General features: G+C 48.2%; 21 protein-coding genes. 13 read left to right on the top strand and 8 right to left on the bottom strand.

Annotated elements, in window-relative coordinates; translation table 11 throughout:
- Positions 1 to 55: 55 nt before the first annotated feature.
- The 3 genes from kdsA to L2713_RS01480 all read left to right on the top strand — a co-directional run bounded on the left by kdsA (position 56) and on the right by L2713_RS01480 (position 3,670).
- Positions 56 to 904: a 3-deoxy-8-phosphooctulonate synthase gene (gene kdsA, locus L2713_RS01490; RefSeq protein WP_011623905.1), complete on the top strand. Its 849-nt coding sequence runs from the start codon at positions 56 to 58 to the stop codon at positions 902 to 904.
- Between the two features lie 163 nt (positions 905 to 1,067).
- Positions 1,068 to 1,940: a multidrug transporter gene (locus L2713_RS01485; protein WP_248966622.1), complete on the top strand. Its 873-nt coding sequence runs from the start codon at positions 1,068 to 1,070 to the stop codon at positions 1,938 to 1,940.
- Positions 1,941 to 2,113: 173 nt separating this feature from the next.
- Positions 2,114 to 3,670, top strand: a complete 1,557-nt coding sequence (locus tag L2713_RS01480; protein ID WP_380823579.1) for an EAL domain-containing protein — start codon at positions 2,114 to 2,116, stop codon at positions 3,668 to 3,670.
- A 62-nt stretch (positions 3,671 to 3,732) separates the two neighbouring features.
- Here the strand turns inward: L2713_RS01480 and L2713_RS01475 are convergent, their stop codons facing one another.
- The 4 genes from L2713_RS01475 to L2713_RS01460 all read right to left on the bottom strand — a co-directional run bounded on the left by L2713_RS01475 (position 3,733) and on the right by L2713_RS01460 (position 7,106).
- On the bottom strand, positions 3,733 to 5,133 hold the full coding sequence (locus L2713_RS01475; RefSeq protein ID WP_248966621.1) for an ammonium transporter: 1,401 nt from the start codon (positions 5,131 to 5,133) through the stop codon (positions 3,733 to 3,735).
- Positions 5,130 to 5,468: a P-II family nitrogen regulator gene (locus L2713_RS01470; RefSeq protein WP_089068421.1), complete on the bottom strand. Its 339-nt coding sequence runs from the start codon at positions 5,466 to 5,468 to the stop codon at positions 5,130 to 5,132. Before L2713_RS01470 ends, L2713_RS01475 begins: the two co-directional genes overlap by 4 nt.
- A 295-nt stretch (positions 5,469 to 5,763) precedes the next feature.
- Entirely contained in the window at positions 5,764 to 6,744 is a 981-nt protein-coding gene (locus L2713_RS01465; RefSeq protein ID WP_248966619.1) for a ketopantoate reductase family protein, read from the bottom strand.
- Positions 6,744 to 7,106: a VanZ family protein gene (locus L2713_RS01460; protein WP_011623900.1), complete on the bottom strand. Its 363-nt coding sequence runs from the start codon at positions 7,104 to 7,106 to the stop codon at positions 6,744 to 6,746. The genes L2713_RS01465 and L2713_RS01460 overlap by 1 nt, the downstream gene beginning before the upstream one ends.
- Positions 7,107 to 7,268: 162 nt before the next feature.
- On the opposite strand from L2713_RS01460, the gene L2713_RS01455 reads away from it, so the two are divergent.
- Positions 7,269 to 7,754 (top strand): YajQ family cyclic di-GMP-binding protein, encoded by a 486-nt coding sequence (locus L2713_RS01455; RefSeq protein WP_011623899.1) that lies wholly within the window; start codon positions 7,269 to 7,271, stop codon positions 7,752 to 7,754.
- A 97-nt stretch (positions 7,755 to 7,851) separates the two neighbouring features.
- On the opposite strand, the gene L2713_RS01450 is transcribed toward L2713_RS01455, so the two are convergent.
- The 4 genes from L2713_RS01450 to L2713_RS01435 form a co-directional block, all read right to left on the bottom strand.
- Positions 7,852 to 9,243, bottom strand: coding sequence for an AmpG family muropeptide MFS transporter (locus L2713_RS01450; protein WP_248966617.1), 1,392 nt, complete (start codon positions 9,241 to 9,243; stop codon positions 7,852 to 7,854).
- A 149-nt stretch (positions 9,244 to 9,392) separates the two neighbouring features.
- On the bottom strand, positions 9,393 to 9,713 hold the full coding sequence (locus tag L2713_RS01445) for a hypothetical protein (protein WP_011623897.1): 321 nt from the start codon (positions 9,711 to 9,713) through the stop codon (positions 9,393 to 9,395).
- Between the two features lie 69 nt (positions 9,714 to 9,782).
- Positions 9,783 to 10,370, bottom strand: coding sequence for a peptidylprolyl isomerase (locus L2713_RS01440; protein ID WP_011623896.1), 588 nt, complete (start codon positions 10,368 to 10,370; stop codon positions 9,783 to 9,785).
- A gap of 33 nt (positions 10,371 to 10,403) precedes the next feature.
- A complete protein-coding gene (locus L2713_RS01435) occupies positions 10,404 to 10,970 on the bottom strand; it encodes a YajG family lipoprotein (protein WP_041408859.1) in 567 nt (188 codons plus the stop codon).
- A 136-nt stretch (positions 10,971 to 11,106) separates the two neighbouring features.
- On the opposite strand from L2713_RS01435, the gene L2713_RS01430 reads away from it, so the two are divergent.
- The 9 genes from L2713_RS01430 to L2713_RS01390 all read left to right on the top strand — a co-directional run bounded on the left by L2713_RS01430 (position 11,107) and on the right by L2713_RS01390 (position 19,419).
- Positions 11,107 to 11,670, top strand: a complete 564-nt coding sequence (locus L2713_RS01430) for a porin family protein (protein WP_248966616.1) — start codon at positions 11,107 to 11,109, stop codon at positions 11,668 to 11,670.
- 254 nt (positions 11,671 to 11,924) lie between these two features.
- A complete protein-coding gene (locus L2713_RS01425) occupies positions 11,925 to 12,956 on the top strand; it encodes a DUF2804 domain-containing protein (RefSeq protein ID WP_248966615.1) in 1,032 nt (343 codons plus the stop codon).
- A 44-nt stretch (positions 12,957 to 13,000) separates the two neighbouring features.
- Positions 13,001 to 13,864: a sterol desaturase family protein gene (locus L2713_RS01420; protein WP_248966614.1), complete on the top strand. Its 864-nt coding sequence runs from the start codon at positions 13,001 to 13,003 to the stop codon at positions 13,862 to 13,864.
- 197 nt (positions 13,865 to 14,061) lie between these two features.
- Entirely contained in the window at positions 14,062 to 14,697 is a 636-nt protein-coding gene (locus tag L2713_RS01415) for a hypothetical protein (RefSeq protein ID WP_248966613.1), read from the top strand.
- A 168-nt stretch (positions 14,698 to 14,865) separates the two neighbouring features.
- Positions 14,866 to 16,263 (top strand): UDP-N-acetylmuramate:L-alanyl-gamma-D-glutamyl-meso-diaminopimelate ligase, encoded by a 1,398-nt coding sequence (gene mpl / locus L2713_RS01410; RefSeq protein WP_248966612.1) that lies wholly within the window; start codon positions 14,866 to 14,868, stop codon positions 16,261 to 16,263.
- Position 16,264: 1 nt separating this feature from the next.
- The gene (locus L2713_RS01405; protein WP_126512434.1) at positions 16,265 to 16,924 is read left to right on the top strand and encodes a flavin prenyltransferase UbiX; all 660 of its coding nucleotides are present in this window, start codon (positions 16,265 to 16,267) and stop codon (positions 16,922 to 16,924) included.
- Between the two features lie 7 nt (positions 16,925 to 16,931).
- The gene (gene hpt / locus L2713_RS01400) at positions 16,932 to 17,462 is read left to right on the top strand and encodes a hypoxanthine phosphoribosyltransferase (protein WP_011623888.1); all 531 of its coding nucleotides are present in this window, start codon (positions 16,932 to 16,934) and stop codon (positions 17,460 to 17,462) included.
- A gap of 251 nt (positions 17,463 to 17,713) precedes the next feature.
- Complete coding sequence (locus tag L2713_RS01395) at positions 17,714 to 18,652, top strand: ABC transporter ATP-binding protein (protein ID WP_248966611.1); 939 nt, start codon at positions 17,714 to 17,716, stop codon at positions 18,650 to 18,652.
- Entirely contained in the window at positions 18,649 to 19,419 is a 771-nt protein-coding gene (locus tag L2713_RS01390; RefSeq protein ID WP_011715945.1) for an ABC transporter permease, read from the top strand. Before L2713_RS01395 ends, L2713_RS01390 begins: the two co-directional genes overlap by 4 nt.
- The last annotated feature ends 66 nt before the right edge of the window (positions 19,420 to 19,485 follow it).

The raw sequence follows: 19,485 nt of genomic DNA, 5'->3' as shown, positions 1-19,485 counted from the left end.
GCCTTAGCTCCTGTTCAGCGCTGGTAAGGTTCCAGCATTTTAGAGAGAAGTTGCGATGAGTAATAAAATCATAAACCTAGGTTCAATCGAGATCGCTAACGATAAACCTTTCGTGTTGTTTGGTGGCATGAACGTGCTTGAGTCTCGCGATCTCGCTATGTCGATTGCTGAAACCTATGCCGAAGTGACGCAAAAACTGGGTATTCCCTATGTTTTCAAGGCGTCGTTCGACAAGGCAAACCGCTCTTCTGTTAACTCTTACCGTGGTCCGGGCATGGAAGAAGGCTTAAAGATTTTTGAAGAAATCAAAAAGACTTTCAATCTGCCATTGATCACCGATGTGCATGAGCCTTACCAATGTGCGCCTGTCGCTGAAGTGGTTGATATTATTCAGCTCCCTGCTTTCTTAGCGCGCCAAACTGACCTCGTTGTCGCCATGGCGAAAACGGGCGCTATCATCAACGTGAAAAAGCCACAGTTTTTAGCGCCCCACGAAATGCGCCATATCATCACTAAGTTTAACGAAGCGGGTAACGATGAGATTATCCTGTGTGAGCGTGGTTCATGCTTTGGTTACAACAACCTAGTGGTTGATATGCTGGGCATGGATGAGATGAAGCAATCCGGCTACCCAGTGATTTTCGATGCCACTCACGCATTGCAACGTCCTGGTGGTCGTGCCGATTCGGCGGGCGGCCGTCGTGCTCAAGCGACAGAATTAGCCCGTAGTGGTATGGCATTAGGCTTAGCGGGTCTGTTTATTGAAGCTCACCCAGATCCAGATAACGCTAAGTGTGATGGTCCATGTGCCTTACCATTGCACCAGTTAGAAAACTACCTGAAGCAGATGAAGGCGATTGATGATTTGGTGAAATCCTTCGACCCGATTGATACCAGCAAGTAAGCTTGGCTGAACCTTCTTAACTAAAAAGCCCCGAATCGTTCGGGGTTTTTTATTGGGTGAAATTTTCTCCATAGCGATATCAATACCTTGTGTTTATGATGTTGGCTCCAAATAACGTATGACCCATGTCAGAGTGCAGTCTGGCAGTAACAGGATGGCTCGGATGTGGATTTTCTTTACCTTATTAGCCGCATTTATGCAGGCGTGGCGCAATGCCTTTCAGAGCCAACTGAGTAAAGAGGTTAAGGTGGCGGGCGTCACCTTAGCGCGGTTTATTTGGGCTGGCCCGATTGCTGCCTTGTATCTTGGGCTGTTATATCTTTGGAACAATGTGGGATTACCGCATTTTACGGCGGAATTTATCGGCTTTATTGTCGGTGCATCTATGATGCAGATCCTCGCGACTGGTTTGATGGTTAAGTTGTTCCAACAACAAAATTTTGCCATCGGTGCCGGGCTTGCCAAGAGTGAGGCCATTGTCGCCGCGATATTAGGCACCTTCTTTTTTGGCACTCATTTATCGTTACTCGGTTGGATTGGGGTGATTTTAGGTGGCGTTGCCGTGTTTTTATTGAGCGCCAAGCAAGGACTTAGGCAGTTATCCCTAAGCACAGTGCTCCTTGGCATTGCTAGCGGCAGCGCCTTTGCACTGACCTCTTTATGGGTGAGGGAAGCAAGCCTGAGGTTAAATGTCGGCTTTCCCCATAGCGCCGCTTGGGTATTGCTTTTGGTGATATGTCTACAAACCTTAGTGTTAGTCAGTTATTTAGTCCTAAAGGATAAGGAAACGTTAATCGCCTTAATCCAACGGCCTAAGTTAACCTTGCTGACGAGTACCGCTAGCTGCTTTGGCTCTATTGGTTGGTTTAGTGCCATGTCTTTGCAGGCCGTACCCTACGTGAAAACCCTAGGCCAAGTGGAAATTTTCTTTATGATGTTGATTTCGGCATTCTGGCTCAAAGAGAAAGTGAAAATCAAAGAGTTGCTCGGCCTTATCTTAATCGCCTTGGCGGCGATATTAGTGATGTGGGAATAATGCGGCAATTGATGGCAAAGTCGGTATCGATTAGTGAAGTTGCGCAGGCCCGATAATCGATTAATCAAAACATAGGGCAAGAAAGATCAAATCGGCTATATCTTTGATTCTTTAAGTCGCTAAGATACTGTCGATACAAAAAATAACAATCGATTCAACGGGGATTTGTTACTATGCCAGTCCGTACGATTCTTGCCCAAATTTCGATGCGTCACACCTTCTCCCTATCCGAATCGACATTAAAGCACTGGCTAACTTTATTCCTGCTGCCCATCTTTTTAGCTTTGCTATTGAGTTACGTTATCGCGGGCTATTTTAGCCATAATAAAGCCGCGGAAATTGGCCGTTTCAATTTGGAGCGTCTAGAGGCCATCTTAGACTTATCGGATGAAGTGGGTGAGTTTGCCAAGGACATAACTGAACAAGATTGCGGCAAGTTAACTGAGTACATGCGTTTTCAGCCTTATTTTCGGGGCGTATTACTCTTCAATGCAAACGCGTTTTACTGCTCGTCGATTACGGGGGAGGTGAATCTCCCCTTAAATACCTTACTTCCTGCGAATAGTTTGCAAGATGGCGCGCAATATATCGTGCCTGAGACGCCTGCTCGGCCGGGCGTACCTGCGATCATCACGATTTATAAGAATGAGAATACGCAATACGGCGCTGTTGTTGTTTCCGAAGGCCAATACCTTATCGATAGTTTTATTCAGCCGGATGTCTTTCCTCGCGCGGTGAAAACCGTTGTGCTTGGCTTACATGGGGCGACGTTGCCCTCAAGCCCGCAGTTTAGTGGTAACCAAGTTATTAGGGTATTGGCGAAGGATCAGTTTGATGTGCATCAGGATTTTGTCATCCTGCTGGAGATCTCTAAGGGGTTGTTTTGGCATTTTTATTGGATTGCCTTTGCATTATCACTGCCGCTGATATTTACCCTGATCATATTGTCCAGCCTATTGCTGACAAAGCATCGTGGGCGCCACTCCCTTGCGGACGACATTAGAAGCGGCATTGAAAATAAAGAGTTTTTCCTAGTATATCAACCTATTGTGAGCAGTGAAGATGGCAAAGCCAAAGGCGTTGAAGCGCTGGTGCGTTGGCAACATCCGCAAATGGGTTTAGTTCGTCCCGATTTGTTTATTCCCATCGCCGAAGAAAGCCAATTAATCGTGCCATTAACCAATTATATTTTTGAACGGGCCTTGGCCGATTTTAGCTCGATGCAAGTGGAACCGGTTTTTAGGGTCGGTTTTAACGTGGCGCCCGAGCATTTTATCCAAAGTGATATCGAGGCTAAGTTTCGTTACCTTAGGGATGCGTTTGCCGAAATCGGTGTGCAGCCGTTAATCGAAATCACCGAGCGGCAATTATTAACGGCGGATATGTGTGAGCGAATTGCGGCGCTACGTGAGCTGGGGATTCTGGTGGCGATTGACGATTTTGGTACTGGGCAGACAACCTTGTCGCTGCTGCAAACCTTTACCTTGGATTACCTTAAAATCGATAAATGCTTTATCGATACCATAGGCCAAGATTCGGTGACCTCCCATGTGCTCGATACCATCATCGAACTCTGCCATAAGATGAATTATGTGGCTGTGGCCGAAGGGGTGGAGACCCAAGAGCAGGCGGACTATTTAATCAGTCGTGAAGTGCACTTTTTGCAGGGCTATTTATACGCTAAGCCGATGAAATTAGATGAGCTTAGGCAATGGCTGAAGGTTCATTAACAAGCGGTATCAGTAAACTTGCCATCAGGACGTGAGTCCTGATGGCAAGTGTAGTTATCGAGCTACAGGCTATAACCTGTTTCTTCATGTTCGGAAAGATCTAGGCCATTCACTTCCTGCTCTGTGCTGACGCGAAGTCCACCGAGGATTTTGCCAATCACCACAAACAATAACCAAGTTACAATCGCTGTATAGGTGAACGTAGCGATAACGCCAATGGCCTGTGCCCCGAGTTGGTCAAGCATAGTGTGGTTCACACTGGCAAAACCATAACCGCTGAAGATCCCAAGCTGAGTCGAACTAAACACTCCCGCCAGTAACGTACCGAGAATACCGCCGACACCATGCACTGGGAACACATCGAGTGAGTCGTCAATCTTAAGCTTTTGTTTAATGTACACAGTTGAAAAGAAGCAGACCACGCCACCAAGAAAACCGATCACTAACGCGCCAGCAGGGCCGACATAACCCGATGCCGGAGTGATAGTGCCAAGGCCTGCCACCATGCCGGTGACGATACCGAGTGCACTGGCCTTACCGAATTTATACCACTCGATCCCTGCCCACGTGATGGCGCCCATCGACGCGGCTAAGTGGGTTGCGAGTATCGCCATGGCCGCAGTGCCATTGGCGCCTAAAGCGCTGCCGCCATTAAAGCCAAACCAGCCTACCCACAGCATGCCCGCGCCTGTCACTGTCATGGTCAAGTTATGGGGCATAATGGCCGAGTTTAAGAATCCCTTACGCGGCCCTAACACTTTTGCCGCCACCAGTGCCGCTACCCCGGCAGTAATGTGTACGACTGTACCGCCAGCAAAGTCATACAGGCCAAGTTCCGCCAACCAGCCGCCGCCCCACACCCAGTGGGTGATAGGTGCATAGACTAACAGCAACCAAGTGCTTGAAAACATCAGTACGGCGGAGAACCTCATCCGCTCGGCAAAGCCACCGATGATCAGCGCTGGCGTGATAATCGCGAAGGTCATCTGGAAAAGCATAAATAAAGGTTCGGGAATATCCCCACTGACACTATCGCGACCAATGCTGGCTAGAAAAGCTTTGCCAAGCCCGCCGATAAAACCGTTGCCGGTATCGAAGGCGATAGAGTAACCCACCACAAACCACAGCACGGAGGCGATAGCGGCGATAGAAAAACACTGCATTAAAATCGATAGCACGTTTTTACTGCGCACCAGACCGCCGTAAAACAGCGCCAGCCCTGGGAGTGTCATCAATAGGACTAGGGCAGATGAGCTTAAAATCCAGGCAGTGTTGGCGCCGCTGAGCTGTGCCTCATCGGCCAACGCTGTGCCTGCAAAGCCGCTGGCGAACAGCGCTAATAATGCCTGATAACCCAATTTTGAATAACGAGTGTTTGGCGGAGCGGACTTTGCGTGTTGGCCGTTTGGCGTATTCGTGCTGCGCTCGATCTTAGTGTTAAGTGCGGGTGTCTGTTGGGTCATATTGCATCACTCCCTTCCTCAGCGGTGCGCACGCGGATCACTTGCTCGAGTGGGGTGACGAATATCTTACCGTCACCGACTTTACCCGTGTGAGCCGCGGCAACAATGGCTTCGATGACCGCATCTTCCTGCTCGGAATGGATGGCAATTTCAAGCTTCATTTTGGGGAGAAAGTCGACCGCATATTCTGCGCCGCGATACAGCTCTGTATGTCCCTTCTGGCGACCAAAACCGCGTACTTCGGTCACTGTCATACCTTGGATGCCAAGTTGCGTCAGCGCTTCACGTACATCATCAATTTTAAAGGGTTTAATAATAGCGGTGATGAGTTTCAACTTTATTCTCCAACGAACTTCAGACGTAAGTTAGGTGAACAAAGCAGGAATCAGGCCATAACAATAATGTTTTTATTATCATTATGTTAACAATGTGGTGCACTCAAATAGACAGCGTTTTTGCCGCAAAAGAGTGCAAAAACAGGTGATTACGCCCCGATTTGGTGCGCAGTTATGGTGCATTTAGTATCAAAATACCAATTCGAGTGCATTTTAAAATGCTGGAATATCGCCGAGTTTTATTTAGCTCGATTGGATAGGGTTAAATCCATTTTAAATCAACTGATTATATTGATTAAGCTTGTGGCGTTATTGCCGACAACCGTTTAATGGCTTGGCACATTTGGGCATTGGTGGCTGCACTTAAACCGTGCGCGCTGGCGCGGTCGCAAATATAACCATTAATTTGTTCAATCTCGGTTGGCCTATGGTGTGCTACATCTTGGTGCATCGAGGAGAAATTCGCGGCCGTGAGTTCAATCACCCGGTACACGCGCACTTCAAGCATTTGTCTATCCAGTGCTATGCCATCGTGGGCGGCCACCTCGACCAGTTCATCTAAGATACTGGCGATGGTCTGGGTAAATTCTGCTTGAGCCAAGGTGCCATTCGGGCATTGATGCAGGGCGGTCAGGGGATTAATCGCGGCGTTTACCGCAAGCTTTTGCCAAAGACTCGGAATAATTGCCTCAACCCATTCACTGCTCGGGATAGCGTTGAGCAGCCCATCACGCAGTGCTTGCGATAATGCGGGACCGGTAAAATGGCCAAACTGGGTCAAGCCTTGACCGGTTTGTTTGACTTGCCAGCGGGACTGGCGCAGCACGCCTTGGGAGGTAGTACCAAGGCTTAAGCCGCGACCCTGTAATTTGGGCGCGAGAGCCAAGTGTGGACCCATGCCATTATGCAATAACAGGATATGACACTGGGGCGAGAGTTTGTCGAGTAAAGGGCTAATAGCATCAACGACTTGATAAGCCTTAACGCACACAATTAGCAGCTTAACCTGCTGTAAGCCTGTGCTGTCTAAACTAACTTTAGGCACTCGGTATGACACTGAATCGGCACTTGCATCTGTTGATGGCAGAGGGCAAAACACAAGGTCTTGCCAATCCGTCGCCTCAGAAGTGGATACTGATTCACGCGCTATCAGGCCTACGGCTAATCCTGCCGAATGCAGTTGATGGCAAATCAATTGCCCCACGGCGCCAGCCCCTAAAATCGCGATATCGGTGATTTGAGGCTCCATAGCGGATGACGCACCTTGGCCGAACATTATTCTTCCTTGAGTTGGGCGGCGCTAAAGTATTTTCGATAGGCCCAAAGACAGAAGTAAAACAAAGCGATACCAGCAAAGTCCGCTAACACATCGCCCACAGAGGCGCTGCGGTAGGGTAAACGCGATTGCACTAGCTCAATCAAAATCGCGTAGGCGGCAAGCACCAGCGAGAGCCAGTACCACTTAGGGCGAAAGGCGAGAAAGGTCAGATAAGAGAGACAGAAGAAGCTCCCAAGATGGCCTACCTTATCGATATTGGGGATACTTTGCGAATAGGTTGGTCTGGAAAACACCAGATAACTGATCACGACAAAGGCTACGGCTAAAGCCAATTTGAATAGGGTGTTTTTAGTTATCACAAATACAATTTGATTATCTTAGTGTGACGCCATAATAGGAAAATGTGCCGCCAAAGTCATCCATAACCCGAGTTTTATCTTGCTTGGGTAAAGTTAACCTTCAACTTGGGGGAGGGAGTCGGTAAACTATGGGCATTTACAATCACCTAAGGGGCGGCAACTATGCCTTCATTTGATATTGTGTCTGAAGTGGATGAGGTTGAATTACGTAACGCGGTCGAAAACTCCCGCCGTGAACTCAGCAGCCGATTCGATTTTCGTGGTAAAGATGCCAGCATCGAATATAAAGATCATGTGGTGACTCTCACCGCGGAAGATGATTTCCAGTGCAAGCAGTTGGTCGATATTCTGCGTACCCAATTGAGCAAGCGTAACGTTGAGCCTTCGACTATGGATGTCGACGAAAAGTCGGTTCACAGTGGCAAAACCTTCTCCCTGAAAGTGCGCTTTAAGCAGGGGATCGAGACGGATATCGCCAAGAAAATCGTTAAGATGGTCAAAGATAGCAAGATTAAAGTGCAATCTCAGATCCAAGGCGACACAGTGCGTGTAACGGGTAAAGCTCGCGATGATTTACAAGCTGTGATGGCGTTAGTGCGTCAAGCGGATCTGGGTCAGCCTTTCCAGTTCAATAACTTCCGCGATTAATCGCAAAGCCTAGCCAGCATTTGATTCACCTCGAGTCAGTGTGCTGATAGATATCTCAAAGCCCCTCGCTGTCAAAGACGAGGGGCTTTTTTATTACTTAGGATTCGGTGTTGCTTTTGCTGCCATGGGGCACGTATTTATTCACTAAATGAATAAGCAGCAATACGGGAAAACCTATCACACTGGCGGCGACAAAGAAGTTAACATAGCCATAGGCATCGACATAGGCGCCCGAGAAGCCAGCAATAAACTTAGGGAAGAGCAACATAATTGAGGAGAGTAGCGCATATTGGGTCGCACTGTAGCCGCTGCTGGTGAGGCTTGAGAGATAAGCGATAAAGGCGGCGGTGGCAATACCGGCACTAAAGTTATCGACCGAGATCGCAAAAGTTAAAAATTGGACGTTGTAACCAATCATCGCCTGCCAGGCAAACAGCAAATTGGTCACGGCGACCAAGAGGGCGCCAAGGAATAAAATCTTCATGGTGCCAAAGCGGGCTAATAGGATACCGCCAAAGGCTGCGCCAACTAAGGTCATGATAAGGCCATAGATCTTACTCAGATAAGCAATTTCTTCTTTGCTAAATCCCATGTCCACGTAGAACACGTTGGCCATAATCCCCATCACAATATCCGAAATGCGATAGCAGGAAATCAGCAATAGAATCAAAATGGCGCTACGGCCATAGCGTTTAAAAAAGTCGATAAAGGGCAGTATGCTGGCGGTATAAATCCATGAGAGGCTCGCCGCAACGGGCTTGGGATAACGCTCGCTCAAGCGTTGTTTTACCGCTAATTCGGTCTCATCGGCGGCGCGGGTATCGACCTGTGGCTCGCGGCTAAAAAGCGTTGTTAACACCCCGACAAACATCAGTCCTGCCATCACCAAATAGGAAGTTTGCCAAGCGAGCAGGTTATATTCGGTATTGCCTGGCTCAACCCAAGCGGCGATGCTGAGCGCACCAGCGGTCGCCACAATCATGGCGCTGCGATAGCCCACCTGATAGGCGGCAGCAAGCGCGGCCTGCATTTTTTCGGGGGCAGATTCGATACGAAAGGCATCAATCACAATATCTTGGGTGGCGGATGCAAAGGCGACCATCAGGGCAAATACGGCCAAGCGTTCGAGATCTTGCAGTGGGTCGCTAAAGGACATACCCAAAATCGCGCCGACCAATAGCAGCTGGGCGAACAACATCCAACTGCGCCGACGACCTAAAAAGCGCGTCAGTATGGGCAGAGATAATCTGTCCACCAAGGGCGACCAGGCCCATTTGAAGGCATAAGCCAGCGCTATCCAGCTGAAATACCCGATAGAAGTACGGTCGACTCCCGCTTCCCGTAGCCAAAAAGACAAGGTTGAAAAGACCAACATTAATGGCAGGCCGGCAGAAAAGCCGAGTAACAGCAGTATCAACACGCGCTTATGGTAGTAAACGCTAAAGAATTCTAAGATGCGCCGATTTAAACCGATTACGAACATAAGCATGAGCCGAGGAGTCGAATCCGCCTAGCTTACGGGTAAGATGCGGTGGGATTCAAGGATTAATGCGTATCCTTTTGATGCTCGATGGGTTTCTGTGCGGCAGGGGGAAAATAAAAAGACCCAGCAAGCTGAGTCTTTAGAGAGTGTATTGCTCAAGGTCGAATACCAACGCACCCTGAGGGCATTTGGCCTCCTAAACTAAGGAAGTCGCAGCACGCATGCAACTGCTGATACAGGTACTGATTGCCGCGGATCACCCAGTCTGGCCACTTGTTAAAGCTATGGAGCAAATGCCAAAACACGGTTTCTGTTTCTGTTTGCGCTTCACTACTTGGAATGAGTAATTGCCATTCCTCGAGTGTGTCCCAAAGATAGAGCTGGACTTCATGGAAATCGAGCTCGTCACTCAAAAATGCTTTGCCATACATAGCAAGCTGGGGCGCTTTATTATCGATAAATTCTTCAATCGTCACCCTTGCCTCCTTTCTGTTGCCTTTTGAGTATAGACAGAGGATTAGGGCTTTTGCTCAAATTATTTTCGATTATTTTTTCGGCAGTAATTTAGCTGTTTTCAATATGATAGGTGTCACTGGCACATCGGGCCAATTGAGTTTCGCATTGGTCGTGGTCTCGACCACGGCCATGGCTTCCAGCACTTGTTTGCCCTCAATCACTTCACCAAATACCGCATAACCCCAACGACGTTTGGATGGATCCAGCTTAGTGTTATCCGCCACGTTGAAGTAAAACTGACGGGTAGCCGAGTGGGGATCGTTGTCGCGCGCCATCGCAATAGTCCCCATGCTGTTGGATAAGCCGTTGCCAGACTCGTTAAATATCGGCTTGCCTGCGGGTAACTCTTCTAATTGCGGGTTTAGTCCGCCACCTTGAACGACAAAGTCACTGATAATGCGATGGAAAATCGTATTGTTGTACTCGCCTTTGACTACATAGGTCAGAAAGTTATCGACGGTAATCGGTGCGCGGGTTCTATCGAGTTCAACCACAATCTTACCTAGGCTGGTATCAAACTCGACTTGGGGATACAAGGTATCGGGTTGAATGTCGATTGCTGCCCAACTGCTATAGCTGGCACACAGAACTAAGAGTGCAGATATCCAACGAAACATTATGATTTCCTTATTAATTATCGATTAGCACTATTATTGTTGCAGGAACTGGTTTAACTCAGGGTCATTCAAAATTTCCCCGGTGAGTTGACCGAGTAACTTGTTCATATCCAGCTCTAGAGTGGCAAAGTCTGGCGTTAACGGGCCTTTTAAAGTGCCCTTGGCTTTGTAGCGTTTGACTAATTCTTGACTGGAATTACGGGCTTGTACGGCAATCAGCACGCTGTGTTTGGCCTCATAACCGAAGGTCTTTTTGGTGACATCCATTTGCAGTTCTTCTAACTGAACTTGCACAGAGTTGGTCGCGCTTGGATCAATCTGGTAGCCCGCTTGGGTAAAACCGTTACGGAAAACTTCATCGAGCAATAATTTTGGTGGCTCACTCGGGCCTACGAGGCGAGTCTTAGTGCCTTCTTCGATAAAGCGCGCCACGTACTCAACGTTACGGGTATCAATGGTATCCAATGAGATCTGTACGGGTCTGTTGGTCTGTTGGCTAATATCGGGAACCTGTGGGCTAAATGCCATATGAGTTGGATTTTGGCTCGCGCAGCCCACGAAGAGCAGGGGGAAAGTCAGCGTCAATAATAACTTTTTCATGGGGGATCTCATGCAAGTAAAAAGTGGCTACAGCATACCAGAAATCCCCCCCGTTACCACAATGCACTCGGGTTCAGTCCTTATACAGGTGCAAAGGTTATGATGTGCCAACATCTGAATACTGAATTTAAACAATATGAAATACTTAACAATTAATACTTGGCTGTTGTCGTTCGCGCTGTTTACCGGGGCTGTTGTGGGCAAGGCGAATGCTGGCGATTCTCCCCATGTGTTAGGTGGCAGCTTAGGCTACGGCACTCAAGAATTTGAAACTAAGAGCGGCAAATATGATGCGGGCGATACCTTCACCAGCGACTTGTATTACCGCTATATGCTTAACGACATCTTTGGCGTTGAAGTAGGGTATTTAACGGGTTCTGGTGGTGTGGCAAGTGCGCTCGTTAGTACGTTCAGCGAGATAAAAGATTTACGTTTCCAGGGTGTTAGAGCTAGCGCCTACGGCGAATATGCGCTCTCCCGTGGTAATAGTTTGTACGCCAAACTCGGCGCTGCTTACACCCAAGTGAGTTATGAGATGGATAAGCAAGAGATGGATTCGGACGATGTAGGCTTTTACGGCGCGGTCGGTTGGCAATATCGGTTTCAGTCGGGCTTTGGGCTAAACCTTGAATACCAATATGTGCCAATGAAAGAACTCGAGCTACAAGGGGTAAACTTCGGCATGAGTTATCGTTTCTAACGACTTAGGTTTACGGAATCAGGTTTACTGAGTCATTCGCTATTATGTAGCGGATAAGTTTGTGTCGATTAGCGCCTTCGGGCGCTTTTTTTATGATCCGTAGGTGGGATTAAACCGAATTCTTGCCGGCAACAAAATCACAACAATTTGAGCTTGCACTCTTTTAATGCAATGGGCGACAGGTTAGAGTAAAAATTCAACATTAAATAAGAGAGCATAAATGCTCCTTCGACTGCACAAGCAAAGGCGAGTTTATGTCTAGGATTATTACCCAAATCGCCCCCGACAGTTTAATCAATGCCAAAGGTCAGCCACATTTCGGCCATTTCGATGGCATAGTCGGTAGCTTAGGTTTAGCGGATTTTGCCTATTTCGATACCATGGACAAGCCCGCATCGGCCTGGGCAAAACGGTTCGATTTTAAGCAGTTCCAGTTTATTTCGATTATCACGCCGCGCTACATCATTGGCATTGCACTGGCGGATATCGCTTATCTGGGGAGTGGTTTCTGTTATTTATATGACATTAAAAATAACAGCTTAACTCAACAGGACTGGCTAAAACCCTTTGGGATTGGCTACCGGATGACGCCTTCACCCGCCAACGGGGTTGCCGCAATCGGCGGTAAAGGCGCTAGCGTGACCTTTAAGATCCAAGAGGGTAATTGGCATTTAGTCATTGATACTAAAAGCATTCAAGCCGATTTAACCCTGCATGCCTTACCCTTAAGTTTACCTATGGCCATGTGTAGTCCCACGGGATACAACGGCTGGACCTATACCCAAAAACACAATGGCTTATCGGTCAAAGGGCAACTCACCATAGACCATGAACCGCAACCATTGAATTTTGCCCTCGCAGGTTATGATTTTTCCGCGGGCTTTATGCGCCGAGATACCAGCTGGCGCTGGGCATCCATCAATGCCCAAATCGATGAAGGGGTGATTGGATTAAATCTTGCTGCGGGTGTTAATGAAACCGGTGCCAATGAAAACGTGTTTTGGATCAATGGCGAGCGCCATTTACTCGGACCTGTGCAATTTGAGTTTGACCGTCATGGACAGCAGGGCACAGATCTCTGGCGTATTCATAGTCATGATGGCCGCGTCGATTTAGAGTTTACGGCGCGAAATTGCCGCAGTGAGAAACGCAATTTTATCTTGCTGAAGAGTAATTTCCGTCAATATCTGGGGCTTTTTAGCGGTTTTATCATTGACAATCAGAGACGTAAATTCCAGCTCAACAATGTGTTGGGATTGACCGAGGACCATTACGCCCGCTGGTAGGTGATTTACGCTTTAATACAATAATAACAATAGGATAAAGGTATATGGATATCGCCGCGTTAATCAATCATCCCGACGTGTTGCTGCTGGTACTGGCTCCACTGTTTTTTGTCTGCATTTTGCTGGAATGGTATTTCGGCGACAGAAGACAAAAACTGCCAGCGAGTGCCCGTTACCACACGAAGGAAGTGCTGTGTAATTTTAGTCTCGCCGCCATGCACCAAGGCGCGGATATCCTCACGGGTTTGCTGATCGCTAAGTTGTACCTAGCGGTATTTGGTTGGAAATTATTCGATATTCAAATGGGACCACTCAGCTTTGTGCTGCTGATGATTGCCCAAGATTTTTGCTACTACTGGTTCCACCGTGCGAGCCATAGAGTGCGGTGGATGTGGGCGGCCCATGTGGTGCACCACAGCTCAGAAAATATGAACTTTAGCACCGCGTTTCGTCAGAGTTTGATGTATCCCTTCGCTGGCATGTGGGTATTTTGGTTGCCGCTGGTGATCTTAGGCTTCGACCCTAATTGGGTGGTTTTTGTGGTTCTGTTGAACTTGGGATTGCAGTTTTTTGTGCATACCCAAGCGGTGAGAACACTTGGCCCCTTGGAGTGGTTGTTTAATACGCCATCACATCACAGAGTGCACCATGGGCGTAATCCACAATATATTGATAAAAATTATGCCGGTATTTTGATTATCTGGGACAAACTCTTCGGTACCTTTGTACCCGAAGAGGAAACAGTGATTTACGGGATCACTAAACCCGTCAACAGTTTTAATCCACTCAAAGTGACCTTTAGCGAATGGCGCGATATGTTCAGCGAGGTGACGGCGCGGGGGCTGACATTCACGGAGCGCTGTAAAATCCTCTTCGCGCCTCCAGCCAATCAGCAAAAGGATAAGTGATTTAGCTCAATCCGCGAGTCAGCAGCGCTCAACGAGTGGTTAATCTTCACTAAATAGTGCAAATGGCTAATAGGAGTCAGACCTTAGCCTTGCTAGCCTACTTTTCTTTTTTTGCAAATTTATAGATGAAAAAATGTACAGGCTCATGCTTTGGTGGTAATTTTTTGTACAAGGGATTCATCTGAGTAGGTTGCAGTATGGTTGATGAGCCGCATTTAACCTTAGAGGAATTAGCTTGCTTTAGAGAGTTATTTTCTCCTAATCGCATAACCCATAACGCCGAGGATGCTCATCCTGAGCCCTTGGTTAACCATGTATTAACGGTCAAAACCGATGTGCCGCAAGCGCTGGCCTCGCTATTGGGCAAGGCCAAGTTGACCCTGCTGGCCGAGGTCGGCCCCTATAAACTATGGTTTCCCTTAGAGATGCGCCTCGATGATTTTGGCCAATTGCTGCCCACCTTAGGTGTCCCGGAAGTATTCGACGCCACTGGGGCGGAGCGGAGTTGGCGTTTGACTCAGCCAGAAGATGTGTGGATTTTCGACCAAGATCAGGGTGAACAATGGTCTGTGGTGTCTTTGTCGAGTTCTGGCATGGCGATTCGTGCTAAATCCCAGCAGCAGTTTGAGCAGTTGGTCGATAGCCAAGAACTGCAGTTACAGTTACCAGATGGTGAAACCATGCGGGTTAAAATCGAGCCGATTCGCCACGAGCAAGGACTAGCGATTGTCAGGTTTCAGGCCGAAGCCGAAGAGCGAGAAGCCCTGCGTCAGTTCCTCTTTAATCGTCACCGCAGTCAATATCCAAAGCTCTATGCCAGCTTGCGCGGATAAGTGAGCTTGGTGGCACAATTCTGTTAGCTAAACTTCACTCAATTGTAAAAATCCCTTTCTCTATCAGTATCTTTGCCAAACAAGTGGCTTTTCCGAGATCCTAAACTGCCAATCTGCGGTGCTATGGATTAGAATAGCCTTGAATTCAAAAACATCAGAGCGAGCGGTATGCACGTACATATTTTAGGAATTTGTGGAACCTTCATGGGTGGCCTAGCACTCTTGGCTAGGGCAAAAGGGCACAGAGTGACAGGCTCGGATGCCAACGTCTATCCACCGATGAGTACGCAGCTTGAAGAGCAAGATATTGAACTCATTCAAGGTTTTGATCCAAGTCAGTTAGGTGAAGCGGGTAGTTATCCCGATCTCGTGGTGATCGGTAATGCCATGAGCCGAGGCAATCCTTGCGTCGAAGCGGTATTAAACCTTGGGCTCCCTTACACCTCTGGACCACAGTTTTTAGCCGATTATATTCTGCCTGAGCGTTGGGTGTTAGCCGTGTCTGGTACCCATGGAAAAACCTCCACTTCGAGTATGCTGGCGTGGATCTTAGAGGATTGTGGTTATCAACCCGGTTTCTTGATTGGCGGCGTGCCGCAAAACTTTGGCGTGTCGGCCCGTTTAGGGGAATCGGCGTTTTTTGTGGTCGAAGCCGATGAATACGACAGCGCCTTCTTCGATAAGCGTTCTAAATTTGTGCATTATCATCCCCGTACGCTGGTGATCAATAACCTCGAATTTGACCATGCCGATATTTTTGCCGATTTAGCGGCGATCCAAAAACAATTCCATCATCTGATCCGTACCGTGCCAGGACAAGGCAAAGTGATTTGGCCTGCCGATTCCCACGCGGTAAAACAAACCATTGAGATGGGCTGCTGGAGCGAGCAAGAGACCTTCCACACCGCTGAGGTGACTAAGGGTTGGCATGCTAAGGCCTTAAGTGATGATTGCCACGAGTTTGAAGTCTTCTTCGATGGCGAATCCCAAGGTGTGCTCGAATGGGCGCTGATTGGTCAGCACAATATTGAAAACGCGCTAATGGCCATCGCGGCCGCGCGCCATGTTGGGGTTAAACCGAGTGCTGCTATCGCGGCATTAACTCGCTTTGTACCGCCGAAACGTCGTCTGGAGCTGCTGGGTACTGTCCACGGCGTGAGTGTATACGATGATTTTGCTCACCATCCAACAGCGATTGCGACCACTATTAAGGGCATGCGTGCCAAGGTCGGTCAAAGCAAAATTACTATCGTATTAGAGCCGCGCTCGAACACGATGAAGAGTGGGGTGCACAAAGACACGCTGGCTCATTCCATGCTGCAAGCGGACGAAGCCTTTTTATATCAAGCCGATACTATCGATTGGAACATGAAAGAGGCGATGGAAGCGGCGGTGATCCCTGTGACTGTCCTACATCAAATTGATGATGTTGTCGCTAAAGTCTCTGCCTCGGCAAAAGCGGGTGACACTATCGTGGTGATGAGTAACGGTGGCTTTGGCGGCTTACATAAGAAACTGTTGGCGGCGCTCGAAGTCAGCCCACAGTTTGTTCAGCAGGCGGACTAATATGGCCTATGCCAAATCTGAGAAAGCCATTAGCTTAGCCTGGACCGGTGCCTCGGGCGCGCCCTATGGCTTGAAATTGTTAGAATGCTTGTTGGCCTCGGGCTATCAAGTGTTTTTAATGATCTCAAGCGCGGCCCGTGTGGTGCTAGCCACTGAGCATGGCTTGCAGCTTAGTGCGAACAGCGATAAAGCCAAGGCACAATTGCTCGAGGTGCTGGCACAGAAGAAGATAACCTTATCTGGCGAGTTAGTGGTATTAGGCAAGGATGAGTGGTTTTCGCCGCCAGCTTCAGGCAGTGCAGCCCCTAAACAAATGGTGATTTGCCCTTGTTCGACGGGGACACTGGCGGCTGTTGCTACCGGCATGAGCAATAATTTGCTCGAACGGGCGGCGGACGTGGTATTAAAAGAGCGCGGTCAGCTGATCTTGGTTCCGCGTGAAACTCCGTTTAATGCCATACACTTAGAGCATATGCTAACCCTGTCACGCTTAGGTGCCACTATTATGCCGGCGGCGCCGGGCTTTTATCATAATCCCAAATCCGTAGAAGATCTGGTAGACTTCATGGTCGCTCGAATCCTCGATCATTTGGGCGTTGACCATGCATTAACGAGTCGCTGGGGCTATGACAAACACTCCCCCAATGACATCGACAATTGAGACTGATATGAAACACACCACCGAAGTGATGATCTCCGCCGAAGAGATCAGCCAAAAATTGGATCAAATGGCCGAGCAAATCAATGCCCACTATGCCAACAGCGAGCGTTTGCTGATGGTGGGATTGTTAAAAGGTTCAGTCGTATTTATGGCTGATCTGTGCCGCCGTATTAAAGGCCATGTTGAAATCGATTTTATGTCGGTTTCGAGCTATGGCAATGCCATGACCAGCTCACGGGATGTGAAAGTGCTGAAGGATGTGCAATCGGATATCGCGGGCCGCGACGTGCTGATTGTGGAAGACTTAATTGACTCGGGCAACACTTTAAACAAAGTGCGCGAAATGCTGTTATTGCGTGAGCCAAAGAGCTTAGCCCTGTGCACTCTGTTGGATAAACCCGAGCGCCGTGAAGTGGATGTTAAAGTCGACTTTATCGGTTTTACGATCCCAGACGAGTTTATTGTGGGTTACGGCATCGATTATGCTGAACAATACCGCAACTTGCCTTATATCGCCAAAGTGGTGCCGCTCGAATAAGCCCGATGCGTTATGACTCAAACTCCCGCCTAGGCGGGAGTTTTGTTTTGTGCCGAAAGTTGGCAACGCAAATGTTGTTTGGGGGGCACGTATCCGCGTTTGGTGATCTATTAGTTATTTTTAATAAATTAATCTGTATTGATTCAATCAACTAGAGTCATAATTCGTTTTTATACAGCCTAGCGTGTTGCATTTGCTGTTTTCGACACCATCTTATTGTTTTGTTCATTCTTTCAGGATCAGGTAGCACTATGGTCAATCATGCCCATGCTCTCGTACTCGAGGGGCTAAAAAAAACCTACAAAGGCGGTGTAGAAGCGGTAAAGGGGATTAGCCTTACCGTTGAACAGGGAGACTTTTTTGCTCTACTCGGCCCGAACGGCGCAGGTAAGTCGACCACTATTGGTATTATCAGCTCCTTGGTGCAGAAAACCGCTGGCTCTGTGCAGGTGTTTGATTTTGATATCGATAAGCAGCTCGAGGAAGCCAAGCTGTGCATAGGTTTAGTGCCACAGGAATTTAACTTCAACCAGTTTGAAACGGTACTGCAAATCGTCGTGAATCAGGCAGGTTATTATGGCGTGCCTAAGGCCGTGGCTCTTGAGCGAGCCGAAAAATACTTAAGCCAGCTGGATTTGTGGGATAAGCGCAACAGCCAATCTCGCACTCTCTCTGGGGGGATGAAGCGGCGATTAATGATTGCCCGCGCCCTGATGCACGAACCTAAGTTACTGATCTTAGATGAGCCAACGGCAGGGGTCGATATTGAGTTACGCCGCTCAATGTGGGAATTCCTCAAGCAAATCAACCAACAGGGCGTGACTATCATTCTGACCACTCATTACCTTGAAGAAGCAGAAATGCTCTGTCGCAATATCGGCATTATCGATAAGGGCGTGCTGGTGGAGTGCACGAGCATGAAGGCCTTGCTGAGTAAGCTGAATCTCGAAACCTTTATCCTCGACCTACGCCGCGACATCGATGTCGCCCCCACACTCGATGGGATGGTGTGCCGTTTAACCGATCCGCATACCTTAGAGGTGGATGTGGCAAAGGATCACAATCTCAATGATGTGTTTACGCAGTTAACCGCCGCTAAGGTAGAGGTTTTGTCTATGCGTAACAAATCCAATCGTTTAGAAGAACTCTTCGTCGAGTTAGTGAAGAAAACCCAAGGAGCTAAGGCATGAAACAGCTGTATTTTATCGCCTTCAAAAGCATATTAACCAAGGAAATCAATCGTTTTACCCGGATTTGGATCCAGACCTTAGTTCCGCCAGCGATCACTATGACCTTGTATTTTTTGATTTTTGGTAACTTGGTCGGTAGCCGGATTGGCGATATGGGTGGCGTATCTTATATGGAGTTTATCGCGCCAGGTTTAATCATGATGTCGGTGATTACTAACTCCTATTCGAATGTGGCGAGCTCTTTCTATAGCGCGAAATTTCAGCGCAATCTCGAGGAGTTAATGGTCGCGCCCGTGCCTCACTATGTGATGATTGCAGGCTATGTGGGTGGCGGTGTCGCTCGGGGCTTATGCGTTGGGTTAATCGTCACGCTAGTCGCCATGTTCTTTGTCGACATCAGCTTGCACCATGCGGGCCTTGTGGTCATGACGGTATTTTTAACCTCAGTGCTGTTCTCCTTAGGGGGATTAATTAATGCGGTATTTGCCAAGAGTTTCGATGATATCAGCATCATCCCGACGTTTGTGCTTACGCCCTTAACCTACCTCGGCGGAGTATTCTATTCACTGTCGTTGCTGCCATCCTTTTGGCAAGGCGTTTCGGCACTGAACCCTGTAGTCTATATGATCAACGTCTTCCGTTACGGTTTCTTAGGATTTGCCGATATCAGCATTCCGCTTTCTATTGGTATTATGGTGGGCTTTTGTGCCGTACTCTGGGGCGTTGCGTATTACCTCATCTCACGGGGAATAGGGCTGCGTTCGTAATCCGGTTCTTGTTGATACCATCGCGATCCTACGCATCTACACAATAAAAAAGGGAGTCATATAGAC

The organism is Shewanella seohaensis, from assembly GCF_023283775.1.
GTDB classification, from domain to species: Bacteria; Pseudomonadota; Gammaproteobacteria; order Enterobacterales; family Shewanellaceae; genus Shewanella; species Shewanella seohaensis.
The sequence above is the reverse complement of the archived record's forward strand: the minus strand, read 5'-3'. Positions and strand labels throughout refer to the sequence as shown.

Coding starts and splice junctions, on each gene's coding strand:
- kdsA (WP_011623905.1), top strand. CDS start 56: ATGAGTAATAAAATCATAAACCTAGGTTCAATCGAGATCGCTAACGAT.
- L2713_RS01485 (WP_248966622.1), top strand. CDS start 1,068: ATGTGGATTTTCTTTACCTTATTAGCCGCATTTATGCAGGCGTGGCGC.
- L2713_RS01480 (WP_380823579.1), top strand. CDS start 2,114: ATGCCAGTCCGTACGATTCTTGCCCAAATTTCGATGCGTCACACCTTC.
- L2713_RS01475 (WP_248966621.1), bottom strand. CDS start 5,133: ATGACCCAACAGACACCCGCACTTAACACTAAGATCGAGCGCAGCACG.
- L2713_RS01465 (WP_248966619.1), bottom strand. CDS start 6,744: ATGTTCGGCCAAGGTGCGTCATCCGCTATGGAGCCTCAAATCACCGAT.
- L2713_RS01455 (WP_011623899.1), top strand. CDS start 7,269: ATGCCTTCATTTGATATTGTGTCTGAAGTGGATGAGGTTGAATTACGT.
- L2713_RS01450 (WP_248966617.1), bottom strand. CDS start 9,243: ATGCTTATGTTCGTAATCGGTTTAAATCGGCGCATCTTAGAATTCTTT.
- L2713_RS01440 (WP_011623896.1), bottom strand. CDS start 10,370: ATGTTTCGTTGGATATCTGCACTCTTAGTTCTGTGTGCCAGCTATAGC.
- L2713_RS01435 (WP_041408859.1), bottom strand. CDS start 10,970: ATGAAAAAGTTATTATTGACGCTGACTTTCCCCCTGCTCTTCGTGGGC.
- L2713_RS01430 (WP_248966616.1), top strand. CDS start 11,107: ATGAAATACTTAACAATTAATACTTGGCTGTTGTCGTTCGCGCTGTTT.
- L2713_RS01425 (WP_248966615.1), top strand. CDS start 11,925: ATGTCTAGGATTATTACCCAAATCGCCCCCGACAGTTTAATCAATGCC.
- L2713_RS01420 (WP_248966614.1), top strand. CDS start 13,001: ATGGATATCGCCGCGTTAATCAATCATCCCGACGTGTTGCTGCTGGTA.
- L2713_RS01415 (WP_248966613.1), top strand. CDS start 14,062: ATGGTTGATGAGCCGCATTTAACCTTAGAGGAATTAGCTTGCTTTAGA.
- mpl (WP_248966612.1), top strand. CDS start 14,866: ATGCACGTACATATTTTAGGAATTTGTGGAACCTTCATGGGTGGCCTA.
- L2713_RS01405 (WP_126512434.1), top strand. CDS start 16,265: ATGGCCTATGCCAAATCTGAGAAAGCCATTAGCTTAGCCTGGACCGGT.
- hpt (WP_011623888.1), top strand. CDS start 16,932: ATGAAACACACCACCGAAGTGATGATCTCCGCCGAAGAGATCAGCCAA.
- L2713_RS01395 (WP_248966611.1), top strand. CDS start 17,714: ATGGTCAATCATGCCCATGCTCTCGTACTCGAGGGGCTAAAAAAAACC.
- L2713_RS01390 (WP_011715945.1), top strand. CDS start 18,649: ATGAAACAGCTGTATTTTATCGCCTTCAAAAGCATATTAACCAAGGAA.